24 protein-coding genes are annotated in these 17,599 nt (G+C 67.1%); 9 read left to right on the top strand and 15 right to left on the bottom strand.

The window, feature by feature from the left end; genetic code table 11:
* The coding region (locus ACLQ3C_RS16890) for an IS1380 family transposase (RefSeq protein WP_425706243.1) at nt 1-1,043 on the bottom strand (1,043 nt) is incomplete at its 3' end.
* Nucleotides 1,044-1,177: 134 nt separating this feature from the next.
* On the opposite strand from ACLQ3C_RS16890, the gene ACLQ3C_RS16885 reads away from it, so the two are divergent.
* Nucleotides 1,178-1,960, top strand: coding sequence for an SDR family oxidoreductase (locus ACLQ3C_RS16885; protein WP_425706242.1), 783 nt, complete (start codon nt 1,178-1,180; stop codon nt 1,958-1,960).
* Between the two features lie 19 nt (nt 1,961-1,979).
* On the opposite strand, the gene ACLQ3C_RS16880 is transcribed toward ACLQ3C_RS16885, so the two are convergent.
* On the bottom strand, nt 1,980-2,417 hold the full coding sequence (locus ACLQ3C_RS16880; RefSeq protein WP_425706241.1) for a hypothetical protein: 438 nt from the start codon (nt 2,415-2,417) through the stop codon (nt 1,980-1,982).
* A 119-nt stretch (nt 2,418-2,536) separates the two neighbouring features.
* Here ACLQ3C_RS16880 and ACLQ3C_RS16875 point away from each other — a divergent pair, with 119 nt between their 5' ends.
* Nucleotides 2,537-2,956 carry a nitroreductase family deazaflavin-dependent oxidoreductase gene (locus tag ACLQ3C_RS16875; RefSeq protein ID WP_425706240.1) on the top strand — a complete coding sequence of 140 codons (420 nt, stop codon included), beginning with the start codon at nt 2,537-2,539 and terminating at the stop codon, nt 2,954-2,956.
* Between the two features lie 3 nt (nt 2,957-2,959).
* Here the strand turns inward: ACLQ3C_RS16875 and ACLQ3C_RS16870 are convergent, their stop codons facing one another.
* Complete coding sequence (locus ACLQ3C_RS16870) at nt 2,960-3,412, bottom strand: winged helix-turn-helix transcriptional regulator (protein ID WP_425706239.1); 453 nt, start codon at nt 3,410-3,412, stop codon at nt 2,960-2,962.
* Nucleotides 3,413-3,464: 52 nt separating this feature from the next.
* Between ACLQ3C_RS16870 and ACLQ3C_RS16865 the strand changes: the two genes are divergently transcribed.
* Nucleotides 3,465-4,319, top strand: a complete 855-nt coding sequence (locus tag ACLQ3C_RS16865) for an alpha/beta fold hydrolase (RefSeq protein ID WP_425706238.1) — start codon at nt 3,465-3,467, stop codon at nt 4,317-4,319.
* Nucleotides 4,320-4,353: 34 nt separating this feature from the next.
* On the opposite strand, the gene ACLQ3C_RS16860 is transcribed toward ACLQ3C_RS16865, so the two are convergent.
* A complete protein-coding gene (locus tag ACLQ3C_RS16860) occupies nt 4,354-4,509 on the bottom strand; it encodes a DUF6131 family protein (protein WP_425706237.1) in 156 nt (51 codons plus the stop codon).
* Nucleotides 4,510-4,623: 114 nt separating this feature from the next.
* Between ACLQ3C_RS16860 and ACLQ3C_RS16855 the strand changes: the two genes are divergently transcribed.
* Nucleotides 4,624-5,298 (top strand): hypothetical protein, encoded by a 675-nt coding sequence (locus tag ACLQ3C_RS16855; RefSeq protein WP_425706236.1) that lies wholly within the window; start codon nt 4,624-4,626, stop codon nt 5,296-5,298.
* 133 nt (nt 5,299-5,431) lie between these two features.
* On the opposite strand, the gene ACLQ3C_RS16850 is transcribed toward ACLQ3C_RS16855, so the two are convergent.
* Both ACLQ3C_RS16850 and ACLQ3C_RS16845 read right to left on the bottom strand, forming a co-directional pair.
* Nucleotides 5,432-6,262, bottom strand: coding sequence for a tat pathway signal sequence (locus tag ACLQ3C_RS16850; protein WP_425706235.1), 831 nt, complete (start codon nt 6,260-6,262; stop codon nt 5,432-5,434).
* Between the two features lie 54 nt (nt 6,263-6,316).
* Nucleotides 6,317-7,360 carry an NAD(P)-dependent alcohol dehydrogenase gene (locus ACLQ3C_RS16845; RefSeq protein ID WP_425706234.1) on the bottom strand — a complete coding sequence of 348 codons (1,044 nt, stop codon included), beginning with the start codon at nt 7,358-7,360 and terminating at the stop codon, nt 6,317-6,319.
* A gap of 191 nt (nt 7,361-7,551) precedes the next feature.
* Here ACLQ3C_RS16845 and ACLQ3C_RS16840 point away from each other — a divergent pair, with 191 nt between their 5' ends.
* On the top strand, nt 7,552-8,310 hold the full coding sequence (locus ACLQ3C_RS16840) for an ABC transporter permease (protein ID WP_425706233.1): 759 nt from the start codon (nt 7,552-7,554) through the stop codon (nt 8,308-8,310).
* A 21-nt stretch (nt 8,311-8,331) separates the two neighbouring features.
* On the opposite strand, the gene ACLQ3C_RS16835 is transcribed toward ACLQ3C_RS16840, so the two are convergent.
* From ACLQ3C_RS16835 to ACLQ3C_RS16820, 4 genes are read right to left on the bottom strand one after another with little or no spacing between them, the layout of a single operon-like run.
* Nucleotides 8,332-8,490 (bottom strand): hypothetical protein, encoded by a 159-nt coding sequence (locus ACLQ3C_RS16835; protein WP_425706232.1) that lies wholly within the window; start codon nt 8,488-8,490, stop codon nt 8,332-8,334.
* A complete protein-coding gene (locus ACLQ3C_RS16830; RefSeq protein WP_425706231.1) occupies nt 8,487-9,173 on the bottom strand; it encodes a phosphatase PAP2 family protein in 687 nt (228 codons plus the stop codon). Before ACLQ3C_RS16830 ends, ACLQ3C_RS16835 begins: the two co-directional genes overlap by 4 nt.
* 24 nt (nt 9,174-9,197) lie before the next feature.
* Nucleotides 9,198-10,049 (bottom strand): hypothetical protein, encoded by an 852-nt coding sequence (locus ACLQ3C_RS16825; RefSeq protein ID WP_425706230.1) that lies wholly within the window; start codon nt 10,047-10,049, stop codon nt 9,198-9,200.
* A complete protein-coding gene (locus tag ACLQ3C_RS16820; RefSeq protein WP_425706229.1) occupies nt 10,039-10,764 on the bottom strand; it encodes a phosphatase PAP2 family protein in 726 nt (241 codons plus the stop codon). The genes ACLQ3C_RS16825 and ACLQ3C_RS16820 overlap by 11 nt, the downstream gene beginning before the upstream one ends.
* A gap of 96 nt (nt 10,765-10,860) precedes the next feature.
* On the opposite strand from ACLQ3C_RS16820, the gene ACLQ3C_RS16815 reads away from it, so the two are divergent.
* Nucleotides 10,861-12,285, top strand: coding sequence for a sensor histidine kinase (locus tag ACLQ3C_RS16815; protein WP_425706228.1), 1,425 nt, complete (start codon nt 10,861-10,863; stop codon nt 12,283-12,285).
* A gap of 16 nt (nt 12,286-12,301) precedes the next feature.
* Here the strand turns inward: ACLQ3C_RS16815 and ACLQ3C_RS16810 are convergent, their stop codons facing one another.
* The 3 genes from ACLQ3C_RS16810 to ACLQ3C_RS16800 all read right to left on the bottom strand — a co-directional run bounded on the left by ACLQ3C_RS16810 (nt 12,302) and on the right by ACLQ3C_RS16800 (nt 14,513).
* Nucleotides 12,302-12,982: a response regulator transcription factor gene (locus ACLQ3C_RS16810; protein WP_425706227.1), complete on the bottom strand. Its 681-nt coding sequence runs from the start codon at nt 12,980-12,982 to the stop codon at nt 12,302-12,304.
* Nucleotides 12,983-13,127: 145 nt separating this feature from the next.
* Nucleotides 13,128-13,454: a hypothetical protein gene (locus tag ACLQ3C_RS16805; protein WP_425706226.1), complete on the bottom strand. Its 327-nt coding sequence runs from the start codon at nt 13,452-13,454 to the stop codon at nt 13,128-13,130.
* Nucleotides 13,455-13,565: 111 nt separating this feature from the next.
* The gene (locus ACLQ3C_RS16800) at nt 13,566-14,513 is read right to left on the bottom strand and encodes an SDR family NAD(P)-dependent oxidoreductase (RefSeq protein WP_425706225.1); all 948 of its coding nucleotides are present in this window, start codon (nt 14,511-14,513) and stop codon (nt 13,566-13,568) included.
* 163 nt (nt 14,514-14,676) lie between these two features.
* Here ACLQ3C_RS16800 and ACLQ3C_RS16795 point away from each other — a divergent pair, with 163 nt between their 5' ends.
* Together ACLQ3C_RS16795 and ACLQ3C_RS16790 are read left to right on the top strand one after the other, a co-directional pair.
* Nucleotides 14,677-15,240, top strand: a complete 564-nt coding sequence (locus tag ACLQ3C_RS16795) for a TetR family transcriptional regulator (protein ID WP_425706224.1) — start codon at nt 14,677-14,679, stop codon at nt 15,238-15,240.
* Between the two features lie 252 nt (nt 15,241-15,492).
* Complete coding sequence (locus ACLQ3C_RS16790; RefSeq protein ID WP_425706223.1) at nt 15,493-16,641, top strand: NAD(P)-binding protein; 1,149 nt, start codon at nt 15,493-15,495, stop codon at nt 16,639-16,641.
* Here ACLQ3C_RS16790 and ACLQ3C_RS16785 read toward each other — a convergent pair.
* Together ACLQ3C_RS16785 and ACLQ3C_RS16780 are read right to left on the bottom strand one after the other, a co-directional pair.
* On the bottom strand, nt 16,595-17,002 hold the full coding sequence (locus ACLQ3C_RS16785) for a hypothetical protein (RefSeq protein ID WP_425706222.1): 408 nt from the start codon (nt 17,000-17,002) through the stop codon (nt 16,595-16,597). The genes ACLQ3C_RS16790 and ACLQ3C_RS16785 overlap by 47 nt on opposite strands.
* The gene (locus ACLQ3C_RS16780; protein ID WP_425706221.1) at nt 16,926-17,225 is read right to left on the bottom strand and encodes a hypothetical protein; all 300 of its coding nucleotides are present in this window, start codon (nt 17,223-17,225) and stop codon (nt 16,926-16,928) included. The genes ACLQ3C_RS16785 and ACLQ3C_RS16780 overlap by 77 nt, the downstream gene beginning before the upstream one ends.
* Between ACLQ3C_RS16780 and ACLQ3C_RS16775 the strand changes: the two genes are divergently transcribed.
* Nucleotides 17,224-17,598 carry a hypothetical protein gene (locus ACLQ3C_RS16775; protein WP_425706220.1) on the top strand — a complete coding sequence of 125 codons (375 nt, stop codon included), beginning with the start codon at nt 17,224-17,226 and terminating at the stop codon, nt 17,596-17,598. The two genes, ACLQ3C_RS16780 and ACLQ3C_RS16775, sit on opposite strands and share 2 nt — an antisense overlap.
* Nucleotide 17,599: the final 1 nt, after the last annotated feature.

The raw sequence follows: 17,599 nt of genomic DNA, 5'->3' as shown, positions 1-17,599 counted from the left end.
GGGAGCTGCCCGCGGCGAGTGTTGGTGGCGAAAGCGGTCAGCCGCAACCCGTCTCGGTCGGTGAAGCGTAGCTGCGCACCGGGGTGGGGTCGTTCTTTACGCACGATCACCCGCATCCCGGGCGGCCAGCCCGACAGGTCAAGCACCCCGGTCAACTCGGCAACCCACGCCCCCTCACGCACACCGCCGTCGCAGTCGTAGGCCGGGCTCCAGGCCTCGGCCGGCAGGTCATCGATGGTGGCGGCGCTGGTGTCGGTGAGGCCGAAGCCGACCGAATACGCCAGCCGCCGTGTGGTGAGGTGGTCGAGGAACTCGTGGGTGCCGCCGGCGGAATCGGCCCGGATCAACACACGCTTGCCGACACGATACGACGACACGTGCGGCAACTGCGTCAACGCCTGATCGACGACGGTGATGTGGTCGGCGGCGGTGTTCGCCCCGGCATTACCGGCCCGCAACAGCATCGCCAGAGGCTCGCCGGTACCGGCCGGTCCGTGATCGACGAACGCACACAACGGGTGAAACCCAAACCCGCGCTTATAGGTTGGTGCGGCGTGTTGTTTGTCCGAGTGCGCGGTGACCAGGGTGGCATCAAGATCGACGATCACCGGATGACCGGCATCAGTGTTGTGGTCAGGGGCGGCCGGGCCTGCCGCCTGCCACGCCTGGCGGCGGGCCGCGCCGCGAGCGGTGTTGATCGCGGTCAACACCCTCGGCGCATCCCGGGCCACCAAGGTGATCAGACGGGAGACTGTCGGGTCCGAGGCGACCGGCCCGAACACGCCCGGATGCGCACGCACCTGGTTGATGTCGGCCAGACAGTCGCCACCCAAGGCGACCGCGACCGCAAGATCGAGCAGGATCTTGCCCGGATCATGCGTGGCCAACGGTTTACGCCACGGCGCCAACGCCGCCGACAACCCGCTGGTCAGACCGGTCTTTTCCGCTGCCCGCAACAACACCGCCGCCCCCGCATGCGACACCAGCCCGATTCCCGAGCCATCTACCGACAACGACGGGTACGACGACGTAGACTTACTCACCAGAATGGTGCCTTTCGATCTCGGCAGATTTGGACCTTCGCAAGTCAAATCATCCCAGGTCAGGGCACCATTCTCCATTCACGACACGCAATTAGCGTGAAAGGCCGAGGCTAGGTACGCACTCCTACCGTGGTATGCGGGGCGCCGGTGCACGGGTGGCCATCGGCGACCGCGATCTGCCCGGCGCCGAGCACACCGCCGCCGACATCGGCGGCAATGTCGCCGCTTTTGCACTCGACGTCACCGACACCGCCTCGTTCAGCGGCTTCCTCGCCGCCGTCAAGTCGTCCGTCGGGCCGATCGACGTGCTGGTGAACAATGCCGGCGTGATGTGGGTCGGGCCGTTCGACACCGAGCCCGACGACGCCACCGACCGTATGCTCGCGGTCAACCTGCACGGCGTCATCCGCGGTGTCCGGCTCGCCGCGCCGCCGATGCGCCGGCGCGGCCGGGGCCACATCATCACCATCGCCTCGGCCGCGTCCCGGCTCGCCCCGCCCGGCGAGGCCACCTACGCCGCCACCAAGCACGGCGTGCTGGGCTACCTGACCGCGGTCCGCGAGGAACTGCGCGACAGCGGGGTGAGGATCACCGCGATCATGCCGACGGTGGTCGACACCGAACTCGCGGTCGGCACGGCGACCGGCTCGGCGGCCATGCTCTATCCGGCCGATGTGGCCGCGGCGGTCGTGACGGCCATCGAGAAGCCGCGCTTCGAGGTGACCTTGCCGTCGTATGTGGGCCCCGCGGTCCGGGCCGTCGGCTTACTGCCGCAACGAGTGCGTGACGTGCTGATGCGCCGGATGGTTCCCAACCAGGTTGACGCCGTGCGGGATTCGACCGTCCGCGCCGACTACGAGGCCGAGGCCCTCGGCCGCGACGGCATCGGGGATCCGACGTCGACCGACGAGTCCTGACGGGCGCCGAACCCGCCGACTACCGATGCACGCCTTCCGGCGGCCGCCCGCATTGCACCCAGTTACCCACCAGCACGGCGTGACACAGCGCGGCGACGAGAAACCCGATCGATGTGACCCGGAGCCCGGTCTGGGTCGACCAGTAGCCGAGCACCGTCAGCGGGACCGCGATTCCGCTGATCGCACCGGCGAGCACGCACCAGCCGAAGCGACGCAGGGTCACCGCGACCGTCGACATGACCGCGCCGGCCACCCCGAGCCCGACCGCGACCTCACCGAGCACGGTGCGGACGCCGTCGGCGTCGCTGGTCGCCCACGCGGTCACGCTCGCCACGGCGAGCACCACGATCGTCACCCAGATCGCGCGCCGCGAGCCGGTCCGCAGCGGCACATCGGCGAGGACGCGTCGTTCGATCTTGCGCAGCGATGCGGCCAATCCCGGTTCGAGTTCCAGCATCGGCCTCACCTCCATTCGTTCGACGGTCGTGAACATGCAATCGGCGCGCGCGTGCAGTCCAGTGTCCCCCACTCCGGCACCCGCCTGCCATCCACCGCGATCGGTGGCATGGTGGAGAGATGAGCTCTGTCGATGAACTACACGGAAACCCGCACGTCGACCTCTACCTGAAGACCGGGGGTGAGCAGGGTTATCACTGGAACGGCACCGAGATCCTCATCCTGTTCACCAAGGGCAACAAGTCGGGCGAGGAGCGCAGGCATGCACTGATCTTCCAGCCGTGGGGTGACAACGCCTACCTGGTGGTCGCCTCGAAGGGCGGCACGGACGCGCCGCCGGCCTGGTTTCTCAACCTGCAGGGCGACGCGAACGCCGAGGTACAGATCAAGGACGAACGCTTCGCGGTCCGCGCACGGGTGGCCACCGACGAGGAGAAGCCCGCCATGTGGGCGAAGATGACCGCGGTGTGGCCCGCCTACGACGAATACCAGACCAAGACGACGCGGGTGATCCCCGTCGTCGTCCTCGAACGTGTCTGAGTATCAGGCTCTTTGACTTTGACGGTCCTCGGCGCGGTCCCAGTCCATCCGCGCCGCATCGATGCGCGCCATGTGGGTTTCGGCCCACTCGCGCAGGGCTGTTATCGGCTCGGTGAGTGACATACCCAGCGCGGTCAGGCGGTAGTGCACCCGAGGTGGTGCCGTGGCCTCGATACGCCGTGCCACGAGTGAGTCCCGCTCGAGGTGACGCAACGTCTGGGCGAGCATCTTCTGCGAGATGCCCGGCATCCGGCGCTTGAGTTCGGCAAAGCGGATCTCACCGGGATACTCGTCGCCGAGGACCTTGATCGCCATCGAGATCCACTTGCCGCCGATGCGGTCCAGCAGTTGCCGGGTCGGGCATGCGGGGTCGAAGAGATCGCCCCGACGGTCCTCACCCGGGGTGGTTTCGGCGAGGTGACCAGGTGATGCAAAAGTGCCGTCTTCCGCGGTCATCGGTGGTCTCCTATCGTGATGTGGTATCCAATGGTAACCACGAAAGGCAGCCATGCCGCCACGGGCGATCACCGAGACGACCGTCGAGACCAACGGCAGCCGACTCAACGTCGCGCTCGGCGGCGATGGGCCGGCTCTTCTTCTGCTGCACGGGTTTCCGCACACCTGGCGGGTGTGGAGCGCGATCATGGGCGAGTGTGCGAGCGAGTATCGGATCATCGCGCCGGACCTGCGCGGGCTGGGCAACAGTGACCGGGCGACCGATGGATATGACGCCCGCAATCTCGCCGCGGACATGCTCGGTCTCCTCGATGCCCTCGGGGTGGAGTCGGCGGCCGTCGTGGGACTCGATGCCGGCGGCCCGCCTGCATTCCTCCTCGGCCTCGAGCATCCCGACCGCGTCAGTCGGCTGGTTCTCATCGAGACGACGATCGGCCGTCTTCCGGGCGCGGAGGACTTCTTCCGCGCCGGACCTCCGTGGTGGTTCGGTTTTCATGCCGTACCCGGCCTGGCCGAGACGGTGCTCGCCGGTAACGAGGCAGCCTATGTCGACTTCTTTCTTCGTTCCGGCACCGCCGACGGGACCGTGGTCGCGCCGCCGGTGCGGGATGCGTTCGTCGCCGCCTACCGCGAACCGGATGCTCTGCGCTGCGCGTTCGAGTACTACCGGGCGATGCCGCGCAGTGCCGAGCAGATCACCGACGCCACGACGCGTAGACGACTGACGGTTCCGACGCTGACGATCGGTGGGCAGGTGGTCGGGGACGCGACCGCTCGGCAGCTTCGCCCGGTCACCGACCATCTGACCAGCCACGTCCTACCCCATAGCGGTCACATCGTGCCGCTGGACGCACCGTCGGACCTGTTGGACCTGCTCCGCCCGTTTCTCGCCGAATCTGCGGCCTGAACCGGCCGCCCGCGTGAGGTAGGCGCGGGCGCACTCAGAAGTAGTGCGCGCGCCCACCGACCGCACGGCCGGTGGCCCCGAGGAGAGCGAGGATCAGACCGATCACGACGAGGATGATGCCTATGGACCAGAGGATCGGGATGCCGAAGATGAGCCCGAGGATCAGGCAGATGGCGCCGAGGATGATCATGAGAAGCCTTTCGAAGAACGCGGATGAAGACTGCTCGACGCTGCTGCAAGCTCTCTCACCCTAGACCCCTCGGTGCCCCGTTTCGGACCGCTTCGTCGTGGGCAACCCAGCAGGGTGCATCCTGCTTCGCTGATCACCACGCCGTTCCGGCTGCTCGCCGAAGTCCGACACGCCCGGGCCTTTCACCCGGACGGGTTCTTCTGCGCCGGCATCGCCACACGTGCCGGACAGTCGTCGCTGCCGTTCGGCGACGGCCCGGTCACCGCGCGGATCTCCAAGGGCATCGGATTACCGGGCAGGGTCCCCGACATCGTCGGGCTCGCGGTGCGCCTGCGAGTACCGAGTGACGCCGGCGACGTGCGGTACTGGGACGTGTTGCTCTCGGGTCCGGCACCGCTGGGCGGACGTATCCCGTTGCCGTTGCCGAGCATTCACTGGCGCGGGACGATGGTGTCGAGCCTGACGCCGTATCGACAGAACGGCACCCCGTTCTGGATTCGTGGCCGCTTCGTCGAGCCGACGACCACCGCCGAGGTGTCGCTGGAGGCGTTGCACTCCTCGATCACCGAAGGGCAACCGGTTGCGGTGACCATCGAAACCGCCACCGGTGCCGGCGGTTTCACACCCGTCCTCGATCTGCGCCTCGATACCGTCCTCGTCGGTGACGATGTGGATTTCGATCCGATCCGCAATCTCGCGCCGGGTATCGACTTCCTCCCGGAGTGGCTGAGCACCGTCCGCGATCTCGCCTACCGCGGCAGCAGAGCCGGGCGGCACGCCATCGCCTGATACGCGTTACGCGCAGCTACTTCGGACTGGCCGGCGCCAGCATAATTCATATCAAGGTTGCGGCAGGCGAAGTTGCTATTCCAGGGTCCGGCCGCAATGATCATCGAAACTGCAACTCGCGCCGGGGATTCGGTCAGCCGAGCAGATCACGCGCCACCTGGGACACAGTCGCCTTGCCCTGCGCCTGACCGCCTTGGCCGGCCAGGTCATTCATGATCGCGACGACGAAGCGCTGACCCTCACCGGCGAATCCGACGGAGTTCATCACCGAGCCGCCGCGCTCGTCGGACCAGCCGTTCTTGTTGCCCGGCAGCCGGTTTGCCGGTGCGGACAGGATTCCCCATTGTTGATCGGCGGCGACCCCACGCATCTCGCCGACCAGGTAGCGGCGATCGTCGGGCGCGGTTCGCGTCAACACGTAGTCGACGAGCCGGGCCATGTCACGCGGCGTGTCCTTCTGGAATCCCCAGTATGGGTAGTAGGAGCTGAAACCGCGCTGGGGCTGCAGCGCGGTCATCCCGAATGCGCGGAAGTCGCGGTTGAACGCCTGGTGATCGGTGCCGGAATACGCGAACCACAGGCGGTCGGCCGCGGCGTCGTCGGAGCTGTGCAGCATGGCGTGGATGTCGGCGCGGTCGGCGGCCGACAGGGTGATGGCACCCGATCGTTGCCGGTTCAGCAGGTCGGTTGCCATCGCCAGTTTGATGGTCGAGGCCGTCCACACCGGGGTGTCGGCCCGGCCGTCGGCATACACGGTGCCCGTCGTGCGATCGAGCACCACCACGCCCGTGCCGCCGGGGCGACTCGCCGCGTAGGCGTCGGCCGCGGCCAGCCGGGCGGGGAGAGTCGCGGCGATGACCGCGTCATCACCCGGCGCGGCATGGGCTTGCGTGGAACCGAGCGACACCACGGCCGCCGAGGCCAGGACAGCGGCGCACAGAGAACGGATGAGGGAACGACGCATGTCCCACACCGTACGTGACGGCAGCCGTCGGCCTCGGGCCCGTGGTGCGCGGTCCTACTCCGGAACCACCACCGCGCGGCCGCGCAGATCGTTGGCGGCCAACTTCCGATAGGCGTCGACGGCCTTGTCGAGGGTGAACTTCTCGACCGCGACGTCGAGGACACCGTCGCGCGCCAGATCGAGAACCTCGATGAATTCCGAGCGAGATCCCCAGTAGGGTGCGCGTACCGCCACCTCGTAGGGCTGGGCCCACTGGCCGACCTTGGCCGCGGCCTGGCCGTCGCCGAGGCCGACGATCGACACATCGCCCTCGGTGCTGACGATACCCATCGCCGTGTCGATGGTCGGCTGATAGCCGACAAAGTCGAAAACAGCTGTCGCACCGTCTTTTCCGACGATCTTCCGTACGTTCTCGACCGCATCCTTGTCGCTGAGTACGGCGTCCTGGGCGCCGACTTCCTTGGCGAACTTCAGCTTGTCCTCGGTGACGTCGAGGGCGATGACGTGGGCTGGTGTGAGATGGCGCAGCAGCTGAATGGCGACGTGGCCCAGGCCGCCGGAACCGATGACGACGGCGGTGCTGCCGCCGAGCAGTTTGGGCAACGACGCCTTGATCGCGTGATACGGGGTGAGGCCGGCATCGGTCAGTGGCACGGTCGTCACCGGGTCGAGATCACCGATCGGTACGAGGTGACGCGGATCGTCGACGATCACGTACTCGGCCATCGCGCCGTTGTTCCCGAGCCCGGGCGGATAGATGCCCAGATCCTCCTTGCGGGAGCAATAGTTCTCGAGGCCCTGCGCACAGAAGTGGCACACACCACAGCCCCACGGGCCGTAGACGGCGACTGCGGCACCCTCGTCGATCGACGAAACACCTTGTCCCAGTTCGGCTACCACGCCGACGCCCTCATGGCCGAGGGTCATCGGCAGCGGGAACTCGAACTTGTCCGGAGGCAGATTCAGGACGAAGTCGTCGGAATGGCAGGCACCGGCGGCGGTCACCTTGAGCAACACCTGGCCGGGGCCCGGCGTCGGCTTGTCCACCTCGCGCAGTTCCGGTTCGGTTTGCGGCTTGACTATCTGCAGTGCCTTCATCTGACATCGCCCTTCATGTGGTCGCAGTTCGCGGTTGCAGTCCTCAAGGCCCCCTCTCTGTCTGTCTTACCCCCACATGGCGGGTTTTGCATATGTTCAGCGTGTCACCACCATGAACTACGCTCCAATCCGGAGTTCAGCGACCATGAACCACCGAACAGGAGTGCAGACGTGGAGACCCCCACCCGATCATGACTACCCACCCGAACAGTGTGCTGATCCACGTCGGCCCGGCGCTCGTCGTGGTCTTGGTGGTACTGGTCGTCGTGGCCGTGGCGATCAACCGGTGGTCGGGTTCCGGCCTGGGCGCCGACACCGGCGTCGCGGTCGTACGTGCGGTGATCCAATTGGCTGCGCTCGCAGCCATTCTCGCGGTCGTCATCACCCGGCTGTGGGCATCGGCACTGTTCGTGGTGGTCATGGCGCTCGCCGCGGCGTGGACCTCGGCCGGACGGATCGCCCACGGGCGCAAAAGCATTCGTCTTGCTGCGACGTGTCTCGTCCCGGTTGCGGTGCCCACGATCGTCGTGGTCGGCGTCCTGGTGGCCATCGGCGTCATCCCGGCCTCCGGGATCGCGATCATCCCGACGGCCGGGATCATGTTCGGTGGTGCGATGAACACGACCTCGCTCGCCGGGCGACGCGCCGACGACGAGTTGCGCACGCGCCATGGAGAGGTGGATGCGGCCCGCTCACTCGGCTTCAGTGAACGGGACGCCCGTCTCGAGATCATCCGCACCGCCGCGTCGACCGCCCTCATTCCAGGACTCGACCAAACCCGCTCGGTCGGGCTCGTGACCATACCCGGGGCCTTCGTCGGAATGGTGCTCGGCGGCGCGTCGACGACCACCGCCGCGGTGATGCAACTGTTCGTGCTGATCGCCTTGCTGGCGGTCAGCGCGATCGCCGTCGCCGTGACCGTCGAGCTGGTCGCGCACGACATGGTCTGAGTGCCGGCACGATGACGTTTGTCAGTGATGCCCGAAATGCCGTTGTGTGGCAACCCATCCGGCGGTGTCGGGTAACCAGTCACCGTCCATGTGGTGCGGGGTGAGCAGGTAGCCCAGCAGCAGGAGCCCCACCGCGACGAGTACACCGCCCACGGTGATCGCGACGTGCCGAGCGGTCATGCCTTGCTCCCGGCATTCGCGGCCGGCACACCGACCCACGCCGGTAGATGCGGCGCCAATCGACCGATTACGGCGGCGAGAACAACCGGGACGACCAGTGCCACCCCGACGCCGACGCAGATCGCGGCGAGCACATCGGTCACCCAGTGCGCGCCGAGGTAGAGCCGCGTCGCCGCGCACACCACCACCGTCGCCGCGGCCAGACAGCCCGCAGCAACCCGCGCACCCACCGATGCGGCGCACACCGATACCGCCACAACCACCAGGGCCGTCGTACCGATCACATGGCCGGACGGATACGAATACGTGGTCTCCGCCGCGCCGAGCTGATCGATCGCCGGTGGACGCGGCCGGCTCACGGCGAGTTTGACGATCTCGCCGACGACTCCCGCCGCGGCCACCGTCACCAGCACCGGCAGGGCTCTGACCAGCGACCTGTCGCGCCAGAGCAGGAGGGCCGCGAGCAGCGCGGTCCAGATCGCGACGGCGAGCGGACTGAAGATGACCGTCACGTCCTTGATCACCGATGTGAGCGTCGGCCTCCGGAGACCGGTGACGGTGTCCATCACCGACCGGTCCAGCGCGGTGGGGGCGCCGTGCGTGGTCCCGAGGTACACCCCAAACGCTGCCACCAGCACGAAGGCCACCCCGGCCACGACCCATCGGTATCTGCGACTACTCATCTGGTCACCGTGCTCCGGGAGTGCTTAACGGACGCTGAGTCGACTCCGGGCACGGTTGCGCGCGTCGTCATCCGCGTTGCGGACCGCTGGCGGTGTGCGTTGCTCGATGCGGTCGACCTTCGTCGCACTGAGGTAGCCGACGAGAGCGATGATGATCACCAGGAAAACCACATTGGTCAGTGTCGTCCCCACCCCGAGCCCACCGTCGGATCGCGGCTGGGTCAGCAGGTCTCCCAACGACGCGCCGAGCGGACGGGTCACGATGTAGGCCGCCCAGAACGCGACCACTGCGTTCAGAGCGAGGCAATAGTGCCCGACGGCGATCACGGCGATCACGGTCGCGAAGATGATCAACGAGGTGAGGTATCCCAGCGCCAGCTTCTCGGAGATCAGATCACCGGCTGCGGTGCCGAGAGCGAACGTCACCAGGATCGCCAACCAGTAGAACGCCTCGCGGCGGCGGGTACGGATCGAATGAATCGACAAGGTGCCTTCGCTGAGGTACCACACCGTGAAGACCACCACCAACGCGATCGCGAACACGATGGTCGTCACCGCCAACGGCACCCCGAGCGCGTCGGTCAGGTTGTCGGTGATCAGGGTCCCGGTGACGCTGATCAACAGCACAGTCCACCAGTACAGCGCCGGAATGTAGCGGCTGACCATGAATTGCGCCGCCAGGGTGATCACGAGCAGGACGACGGCGACGACGGTGGTCGACCGCAGTCCGAGACCCAAGGTCATGTTGAGATAGTCGGCGGCGGTCTCGCCCACCGTGGTCGCGAGGATCTTGATCACCCAGAAGTAGATCGTGACCTCGGGGACCTTACTCAGCGCCCGCGTACCCAGGCCCGCGCCCGTGGTGCTAGTGAACATGTTTGACGCCGTCTTTCGTCGAGGACGTCGAGGATGTTGAGGGTGAGGTGAACCATTGGGGCAGCCCGGCAGGTCGGCGGCGGCGGAGGTCGTTCATGAGCGCATCCGCGGCGGCGGGGACCACCAGGGCCGATGCCACGCCGACCGCGAATGCCGCAACAACGTCGGAGCACCAATGCACACCGAGGTACAGCCGTGTCGCCGCAGCCAGAACGCTGATCGCCGTTGCCAGACCGAGGGCCACGGCCCGGACGTAGCGGTGCGCCCCGGCGGAGACGATCAGCGCCGCGGTGACCGTCAGCGCGGTGGTTCCGGTGACATGCGCGGACGGATAGGAATACGTCATCTCGCTGACGCCCGCGTGATAGGCCATCGGCGGACGCGGCCGTGCGACAACGAGTTTCACGATCTCGGTGACGACACCGGCCGTGGCGACGGCTCCGATGATCGCCAATGGCCGACCCACCGCCCGGTCGCGGATGAACAATGCCACCGCGATGAGGACCGTCCACCCGACGACCGCGATCGGGCTGAACACATCGGACAGCGCAGATACCAGTGGGACAAGGGAATTGCGCTGATGCCCGGCCATCCATGTCATCACCGGCTGATCGATCCCGATGGGTCCACCGCGATACGCCAAGCCGACTCCCGCCAGGCACACCGCCAATAGGAGGATTCCGGCGCACAGGCGCTGACTGGTTCCCGATTGCACGCCTGCATCCTCACCCGGCGTTCCTTAGGGAACGCTGAGTTGGACGATGGATCGCGCAGGGGCGCCGATGGCTACTGTCAAAGGATGCACGCCCGAATGCTTCGCGTGCCCCACTGGTTGAGTCGTCGACTACGACCTGTCCGGGCCAGGCTGACCTTGCTCGCCACCGCCTTGGTCACGCTCGCGCTCGGTATCGCCGCGGTGATCCTCGTCGTCGCCATCCACCAGATCTTGCTGCGTTCGGCCGACGGCGCGACAACCTCACGCGCCCATCAGATCGCCGATGTGCTCTCCACCGAAGGCGTCCGCGGCGTCGACAGGTCACTGCTCGCGCCCACCCGCGACATCAACCTTGTGCAGATCGTCGACGCGGCCGGCCGAGTTCAGTTGAGCAGCAGCCCGACCCCCACCGCGCGGCTGGCCCCGGCCGTTCCCGTCGGCGAATCGGCCATCGTCGACGGCGCGACCACCACGCCGAACGGACCGGAATATCGGGGCACCGTCCTCGGAGTGCACACACCCGACGGTCCGGTGACGATCGAGGTCGGTGCGCTGGAACGACCGATCGACTGGCTGGTGCTCGTCGTCGGACTCATGTGTTGCATCGTGTTCCCGATCATCGTGATCGGTATCGCGATACTGACCTACTACTTTGTCGGCCGCGCGCTCGCGCCGGTGGAGGATATCCGCCGCCAGGTCGAGGAGATCTCCGGTGAGGGCGTGAATCACCGTGTCCCCGAACCTGCCACCGGCGACGAGATCGCCACGCTCGCCAGCACGATGAACGCGATGCTCGATCGCCTCGACACGGCCAGGGCTCGACAGGTGCAGTTCGTCAACGACGCGTCGCACGAACTCAACAGTCCACTGGCCACCCTGGTCGGTCTGCTCGACCTCGCGCGTGCCACCGGCCAGCCCATCGACCCCGACACCGTCAATACCGTGATGATGCCGGAAGCGCTTCGCCTGCAGTCGATGGTGTCGGATCTGCTACTGCTCGCGCGCGCCGACGAAAGCGGTGTGCCCCTGCAGGTCACCGACGTCGACCTCGACGAGATCGTCAGCGCAGAGATCACCCGACTCGAATCGTTGGGCCGGTTCACGATCGACGCGCACATCGTCGCCGTCCGCGTCCGCGGCGACCCCGAAAAGCTCGCGCGTGCGCTCCGCAACATCGCCGACAACGCCACCCACCACGCCCGCGATCGTCTGGGATTCTCGATGACACTCGACGACGCCGGAACCCAGGTATCGGTCACCGTCGCCGACGACGGCCCCGGGATACCCGACGCCGACAAACCCAGAGTCGCCGAAAGATTCGTGCGCCTCGACACCGCCCGGGAACGTCACGGCGGGTCCGGCCTGGGTCTGGCGATCGTCACCGAGATCATCCGGGCGCATCACGGTGAGGTGATCGTGGGCGACTCACCCGCAGGCGGCGCGGCCATCGGCTTCGCCCTGCCGGTCGCCGCCTGGCCCGATGCCACCCGCGACGATCCTGTTGCGCTGCACGAGGAGTGAATTCGGTTGTCAGACTTCAACCGCCGCCGTCTGCGGCCAGTCGGTAGCCGACACCGCGAACCGTCTCGATCGCCTTGCACCCGAAGGGTGCGTCGATCCGTCGCCGCAGATAGCTGACGTACACCTCGACAACGTTTTCGTCCCCGCGATAGTTGATGTCCCACACCGAATCCAAGATCTCGGCCTTCGTCACCACCTGACCCTTGTGGCGCATCAGGAACGCCAGCATCGCGAATTCCCGAGGCGTCAACGTCAACTCCTGCCCGTGACGCCAGGCGGTATGCCCGGCCGGGTCCAGCGACAATGATCCGGCGGTCAGCACGGCCGGCCGTTCTGGTGCTCCGCGACGCGCCAGCGCACGCATCCGCGCGATCAGCACCACGACCGAGAACGGCTTCGTCAGGTAATCGTCCGCGCCGAAATCGAATGCGTCGGCCTGGTCGTAGTCACCGTCTTTGGCCGTCAACATCAGCACCGGGGTCCACACCCCGGCGGCCCGCAGATCCCGCACCACCTCGTACCCGTTGCGCCCGGGCATCATGATGTCGAGGACCACCACATCGAATCGCTCGGTGCTCGCCTTCTCGAAGCCGGTGGCCCCGTCGTGCACGACGTCGACCACCCAGCCCTCGGCCACCATCATCCGCCGCACCGTCTCGGCGAAATTCTGATCATCGTCGACCACGAGAACACGCACGCCGCCTGCACCACCCTTGTCCGGGTATTTCCCATCGACCGACCGAAGCGTCCCGAGGGCACGTTACTCGGGTTCACCGCATCCGATCGACGCCATTGGGCCTCGGCGGTGCCAAGCCATGACACCGCCGAGACCCTTGCCTTGCCTATCCGGTTGTGTCCGGGGTGTCCCCGGGCTCCGCCGGATCCGGTTGACCGGACGAATCGGGCCGATCCCCGAGTTCGTGCTGGTCCGCGGGTCCGCCGCGATCGACTGTGGCGTCGTGACCCGATCCATCGGGGTGGTTGCCGACGTCGGGTACGTCGCCGGGCTCAGGCCGGTCCACCGACGATCCCACCGTCGGGCTCGCGGCCGGTGGCGCGCTCGTCATCGCATGAGCCACCCCGAATCCGGTGCCCACCGCGAGTATCGCCGCCGCTCCGACGCCCACGGCCAAGCGACGAACACGGCCGACTCTCCTGTGTTCTGTCATGCTGTCCTCCTTGATCTTTCGGGCCATCCCGAGTGGAGGACCCGAATCCAGCGTCGCCACCGCACCTTGTGGAGACGCTGAGTTGCGCTGAGAACGATCCGGCGGATGGCGCTAACTGCGTACGGGCCGCGCCGTCATCCCGACCGACAGGTCCCAGAGCCGACGAGCGTCTTCGATGTCGAGGGCGTACGCCGCGACACCGCGCCGGACGCCGTCCTGATGCGACTCCGCTTCCTGACAGTCCTCGAAGTACCGGCCGGTGACGCCGTCGACGAGTGGCGACGCCGCCAGCAGGACCGATGTCGCCGCGCCTTGCTCGACGGTCTTCACCGACACCCCGGTCGCGGCCGACGGATCGAAGGATTCCGGCGGTGTGTCCACATACCGCGACAGGCCCGTACCCCAGATCCGTCCGGGGTTGAGTGCGTTCACCGCGATGTGATCGGCTGCCCAGCGGCGAGCAGCCTCCACGGCGAAGAGCACATTCGCGGTCTTCGACTGGGCGTAGGCGAGCCACGGGTCGTAGTGCCGTTCGTGAAAGTCGATGTCCTCGAAGTCGATTCCGCCGTTGATGTGGCCCACCGAACTCACCACCACCACGCGCGCCCCGTCGGCGGCTGCGAGTGCGCCGTACAGCCCGACGGTCAGCGCGAAGTGACCGAGGTGGTTGGTGCCGAACTGCAGCTCGTGCCCCTGGGCCGTGCGCTGGAACGGCGTGGCCATCACCCCGGCGTTGTCGACCAGGATGTGCAGCGGACCCGACCAGCCGCCGACGAAGTCGGCGACCGACTGCAGGTCGGCGAGATCGAGACTCCGCGCGTCGATGTGGGGATTTCCGGTGCTCTCGGCGAGGTCGTCAGCCGCCGAGCGCGCCACGTCGAGCCGGCGCGCGGCGATCGTCACCTGCGCGCCGGCCGCGGCAAGCGCCCGCGCCGTCTCCAGGCCGAGACCGGCGGCCCCACCTGTCACGACGGCGCGTCGACCGGTCAGGTCGACGCCGGTGAGGACGTCGGCAGCGGTTGCATCGGCGCCGAACGGCGTCGAGATCAGAGCGGTCATGGTTCCTCTATCCGGAGTGGGGCAAGGGTGATCGGTCCGCGAGTGCGGACGGTGATGTTCTCCTACGACGCGAGTCAACTAACCGGTTAGCTGATCGGATAGGTCAAGAGTAGCCCTGCGTCGGATGCGAATCAACCGAATGGTCAGTTGCTAGTCTGTGGTGATGATCAGAGACGCCGCGGCCACCCGGGCCCGTCTCCTGTCGGCGGCCCGCGCGGAATTCGCCACCCACGGAATCGCCGGAGCGAGAGTCGATCGCATCGCGACGAACGCCGAGAGCAACAAGGCGCAGATCTACCACTACTTCGGCAGCAAGGAAAAGCTGTTCGACGCGGTGCTCACCGACATCGTCGACAGCACGGCGGCGACGCTGCCCATCGATGTAGACGACCTTCCCGGCTACGCCGCCAAACTCGTGGCGCGCTATGCGAAGTATCCCGACATCAAGCGCCTCGCGACGTGGCACCGGCTCGAACGCGGCAACGCTCCCCTCGTCGACGCCGTCCTCGGCAGCAGTCGGCACAAGGTCGACGAGATCGCCCGCGCGCAGGCCGACGGCCGACTCACGCGCCGCTATCCGCCTGCCGTTCTCCTGGCGTTGGTGCTGCAGCTCGCCGCGGTGTGGACCGACCTCACCGACGAGCTCAGCGCGGTCGCCGACCTGCCCGGTCCCCGCAAACGCGCAAGTCTGGTGCGCGAGGCGGTCACGGCGCTGTTGTCGGACTGATCACAGGGTTGCGGCTCAGCCTTGTGGATCACAGCGGCAGACGCTTCGATACAAGTAGGCATTCACCTTCGGAAGGCACCCGATGGGGCCATCGTCGCACCGGCCAGACCCAGTGTGATTCGCCCTTCGGCACGCGTCCAGGAACGGGAGCGCCGTACGAATCGTGGCAATTCCGCGCCATCGCCGAGATGATCGCCGGCCGCACCCCGCGGCGCCTGCTCGTTTCCGATTCCCCGGGAAAGGACCGCACCCATGGCCCGACGCATCAACGTGATCGGCGGCGGGATCGGCGGCCTCACCGCCGCCATCGCCTGCGCCGAAACCGGCTCTGCTGTGAAGATTTTCGAAGCCCACGAACACCTCGGCGGCCGCGGTCGCGCCACCCCGGCGCCCTACGTGGCACATGAAGGCGCCCACGTCTTCTACGCCGACGGACCCCACTACACCTGGCTCAAGACGCGTGGATTCGTCGATGGTCTGGGATGGCCGGGGCCGTCGAGTCTCACCTCGCTGTTGCGCTTCCGCGCCGACGGACGCCTCCGGGCCGTGCCGCCGCTGCGCGTGCTGCGCGCCCAGATACGCTCCGGCCTCAAGGCGCCCGTCGACACCGACTTCCACACCTGGGCCGCGGAGCGATGGGGCGAGCAGACCGCCCGTCAGATGGCCAACGCCATCAGCGTGGCCACCTATGACGCCGACACCGGGCGGCTCTCCGCGGCATTCGTCTGGGGGCTGTTCCAGCGGGTCTTCGGGCCGCGCCCGCCGGCGGTGCGGTGGGTGCGCGGTGGCTGGCAGACCGTTATCGACCGAATGGTTGCCCGCGCCACCGAACTCGGTGTCGACATCCACGCCTCGACGCGCATCGACACGTTGCCGACCGACGGCCCGGTGATCGTGGCCACCGAACTCGCCGCCGCGCGTCGCCTCCTCGGCGACGACTCGCTGACCTGGACCAGCGGCCACGCCGTCCTGCTCGACGTCGCCGTCACCGAGGATCGCCACGACTCCAAACTCGTCTTCGACCTCGACGAGGGCGGCTTCCATGAAAGCTATAGCGTGCAAGACGATTCGGTGGCGCCCGCCGGTGAAGCGCTCTACCAGCTGCAGATGCCGGTTCGCGAGGGTGAAGCGCATGCCGCCGCGCACCAGCGCCTCGAGCACCTCGCCGACCAAGTGTTGCCACATCGACGGGAGCGGACCACATTTCACCGGACAGCTGTGGCCAAGGACCGAACCGGCGCCCTAGACCTACCCGGCCAGACCTGGCACGACCGGCCGGCCGTCGCACGAGGCGACGACGTCTATCTTGTCGGCGACATGGTGGCGGCGCCGGGTATGCGCGGGGAGATCTCGATCAACAGTGCGCTCGTCGCAGCGGCGGCCGCGGCCCCGCACGAGTAGTCACGAGGGTGTCGCAGTCGACGGCGATCGGGCCCACGTCGGGATGCTCGATCACCTTGTGCCGGAACGGTTCGAGGATCGGCGCGTCGGGCTCGGTCTCCCACAGACTGACGAATTGGGCACTCGCCGTGCGTAATTCCGCGATGAGTCGCGGCAGTCGTGGATCTTTAGGCGGTTGACCTCTGTCGTCAAGGACGAGAACGCAAAGTACGGCCCATATCGTCCGAACGTACGAAAGTTGCGCTTCCACAGTTCGGTTCGACGTCGGATGTGGCGGTCGGTGGCTAGTCTTCGAAACGCTGCAACCACGCAATCGAGGAGAACGCCATGCGACTGGATCGAACGTTGCCGGCCATCGCATGTGCGGCACTACTGTGCTGTGCGGCGGCATGCTCCACCGACGGCTCACCGGAGAGCGAGCCACCGACTTCGACCACGACACCCACCGGCAGCCCCACACCGTCGGTCACCACACCCACCGGCAACCCCATACCGTCGGTCACCACGCAACAGGCGTCGGGCGCCTGGACCGATAGCGGCTTGACGATCACGCCCACGTCGCTGGGCGTGGTGAAAGTGGGCATGACAGTCGAGCAGGCCGATGCGGCAACCGGATTGACGTTCGTACCCATCGGCGACGGCGCACGTGGACCGTCGATGGGAAGGCAGAACAGACTCTACGTAGATGGCGACCCGGTCAGTTGTGTGGTCGCGGCGGGCACCAGTACTTCCGACCCGGCAGTCACCAGTGAAAAGGGCGTCGGCCTCGGTGATCCGGAAAGCAAAGTGACCGCCACCTATCCTGACGCGCAGCCGATTCCAGAGACCGGCCCGTTCTCCCGACCCGGCTATCTCGTCACACTCCCACAGGGCCAACTCGCCTTCAACATCACCGACGGAGTCGTCGCTCGCATCGCCGGCGGTCCTGATCCGGCTTCAACACACTGCGCCGGCTAGC

This window comes from Gordonia sp. DT30 (assembly GCF_049844915.1).
In the GTDB taxonomy this organism is placed as follows: domain Bacteria; phylum Actinomycetota; class Actinomycetes; order Mycobacteriales; family Mycobacteriaceae; genus Gordonia.
This window is presented reverse-complemented; position numbering and strand designations above follow the sequence as displayed.

Coding starts and splice junctions, on each gene's coding strand:
- ACLQ3C_RS16885 (WP_425706242.1), top strand. CDS start 1,178: ATGCGGGGCGCCGGTGCACGGGTGGCCATCGGCGACCGCGATCTGCCC.
- ACLQ3C_RS16880 (WP_425706241.1), bottom strand. CDS start 2,417: ATGCTGGAACTCGAACCGGGATTGGCCGCATCGCTGCGCAAGATCGAA.
- ACLQ3C_RS16875 (WP_425706240.1), top strand. CDS start 2,537: ATGAGCTCTGTCGATGAACTACACGGAAACCCGCACGTCGACCTCTAC.
- ACLQ3C_RS16870 (WP_425706239.1), bottom strand. CDS start 3,412: ATGACCGCGGAAGACGGCACTTTTGCATCACCTGGTCACCTCGCCGAA.
- ACLQ3C_RS16865 (WP_425706238.1), top strand. CDS start 3,465: ATGCCGCCACGGGCGATCACCGAGACGACCGTCGAGACCAACGGCAGC.
- ACLQ3C_RS16860 (WP_425706237.1), bottom strand. CDS start 4,509: ATGATCATCCTCGGCGCCATCTGCCTGATCCTCGGGCTCATCTTCGGC.
- ACLQ3C_RS16850 (WP_425706235.1), bottom strand. CDS start 6,262: ATGCGTCGTTCCCTCATCCGTTCTCTGTGCGCCGCTGTCCTGGCCTCG.
- ACLQ3C_RS16845 (WP_425706234.1), bottom strand. CDS start 7,360: ATGAAGGCACTGCAGATAGTCAAGCCGCAAACCGAACCGGAACTGCGC.
- ACLQ3C_RS16840 (WP_425706233.1), top strand. CDS start 7,552: ATGACTACCCACCCGAACAGTGTGCTGATCCACGTCGGCCCGGCGCTC.
- ACLQ3C_RS16835 (WP_425706232.1), bottom strand. CDS start 8,490: ATGACCGCTCGGCACGTCGCGATCACCGTGGGCGGTGTACTCGTCGCG.
- ACLQ3C_RS16830 (WP_425706231.1), bottom strand. CDS start 9,173: ATGAGTAGTCGCAGATACCGATGGGTCGTGGCCGGGGTGGCCTTCGTG.
- ACLQ3C_RS16825 (WP_425706230.1), bottom strand. CDS start 10,049: ATGTTCACTAGCACCACGGGCGCGGGCCTGGGTACGCGGGCGCTGAGT.
- ACLQ3C_RS16815 (WP_425706228.1), top strand. CDS start 10,861: ATGCTTCGCGTGCCCCACTGGTTGAGTCGTCGACTACGACCTGTCCGG.
- ACLQ3C_RS16805 (WP_425706226.1), bottom strand. CDS start 13,454: ATGACAGAACACAGGAGAGTCGGCCGTGTTCGTCGCTTGGCCGTGGGC.
- ACLQ3C_RS16800 (WP_425706225.1), bottom strand. CDS start 14,513: ATGACCGCTCTGATCTCGACGCCGTTCGGCGCCGATGCAACCGCTGCC.
- ACLQ3C_RS16795 (WP_425706224.1), top strand. CDS start 14,677: ATGATCAGAGACGCCGCGGCCACCCGGGCCCGTCTCCTGTCGGCGGCC.
- ACLQ3C_RS16790 (WP_425706223.1), top strand. CDS start 15,493: ATGGCCCGACGCATCAACGTGATCGGCGGCGGGATCGGCGGCCTCACC.
- ACLQ3C_RS16785 (WP_425706222.1), bottom strand. CDS start 17,002: ATGCGATGGCCGGCAACGTTCGATCCAGTCGCATGGCGTTCTCCTCGA.
- ACLQ3C_RS16775 (WP_425706220.1), top strand. CDS start 17,224: ATGACAGTCGAGCAGGCCGATGCGGCAACCGGATTGACGTTCGTACCC.
- ACLQ3C_RS16780 (WP_425706221.1), bottom strand. CDS start 17,225: ATGCCCACTTTCACCACGCCCAGCGACGTGGGCGTGATCGTCAAGCCG.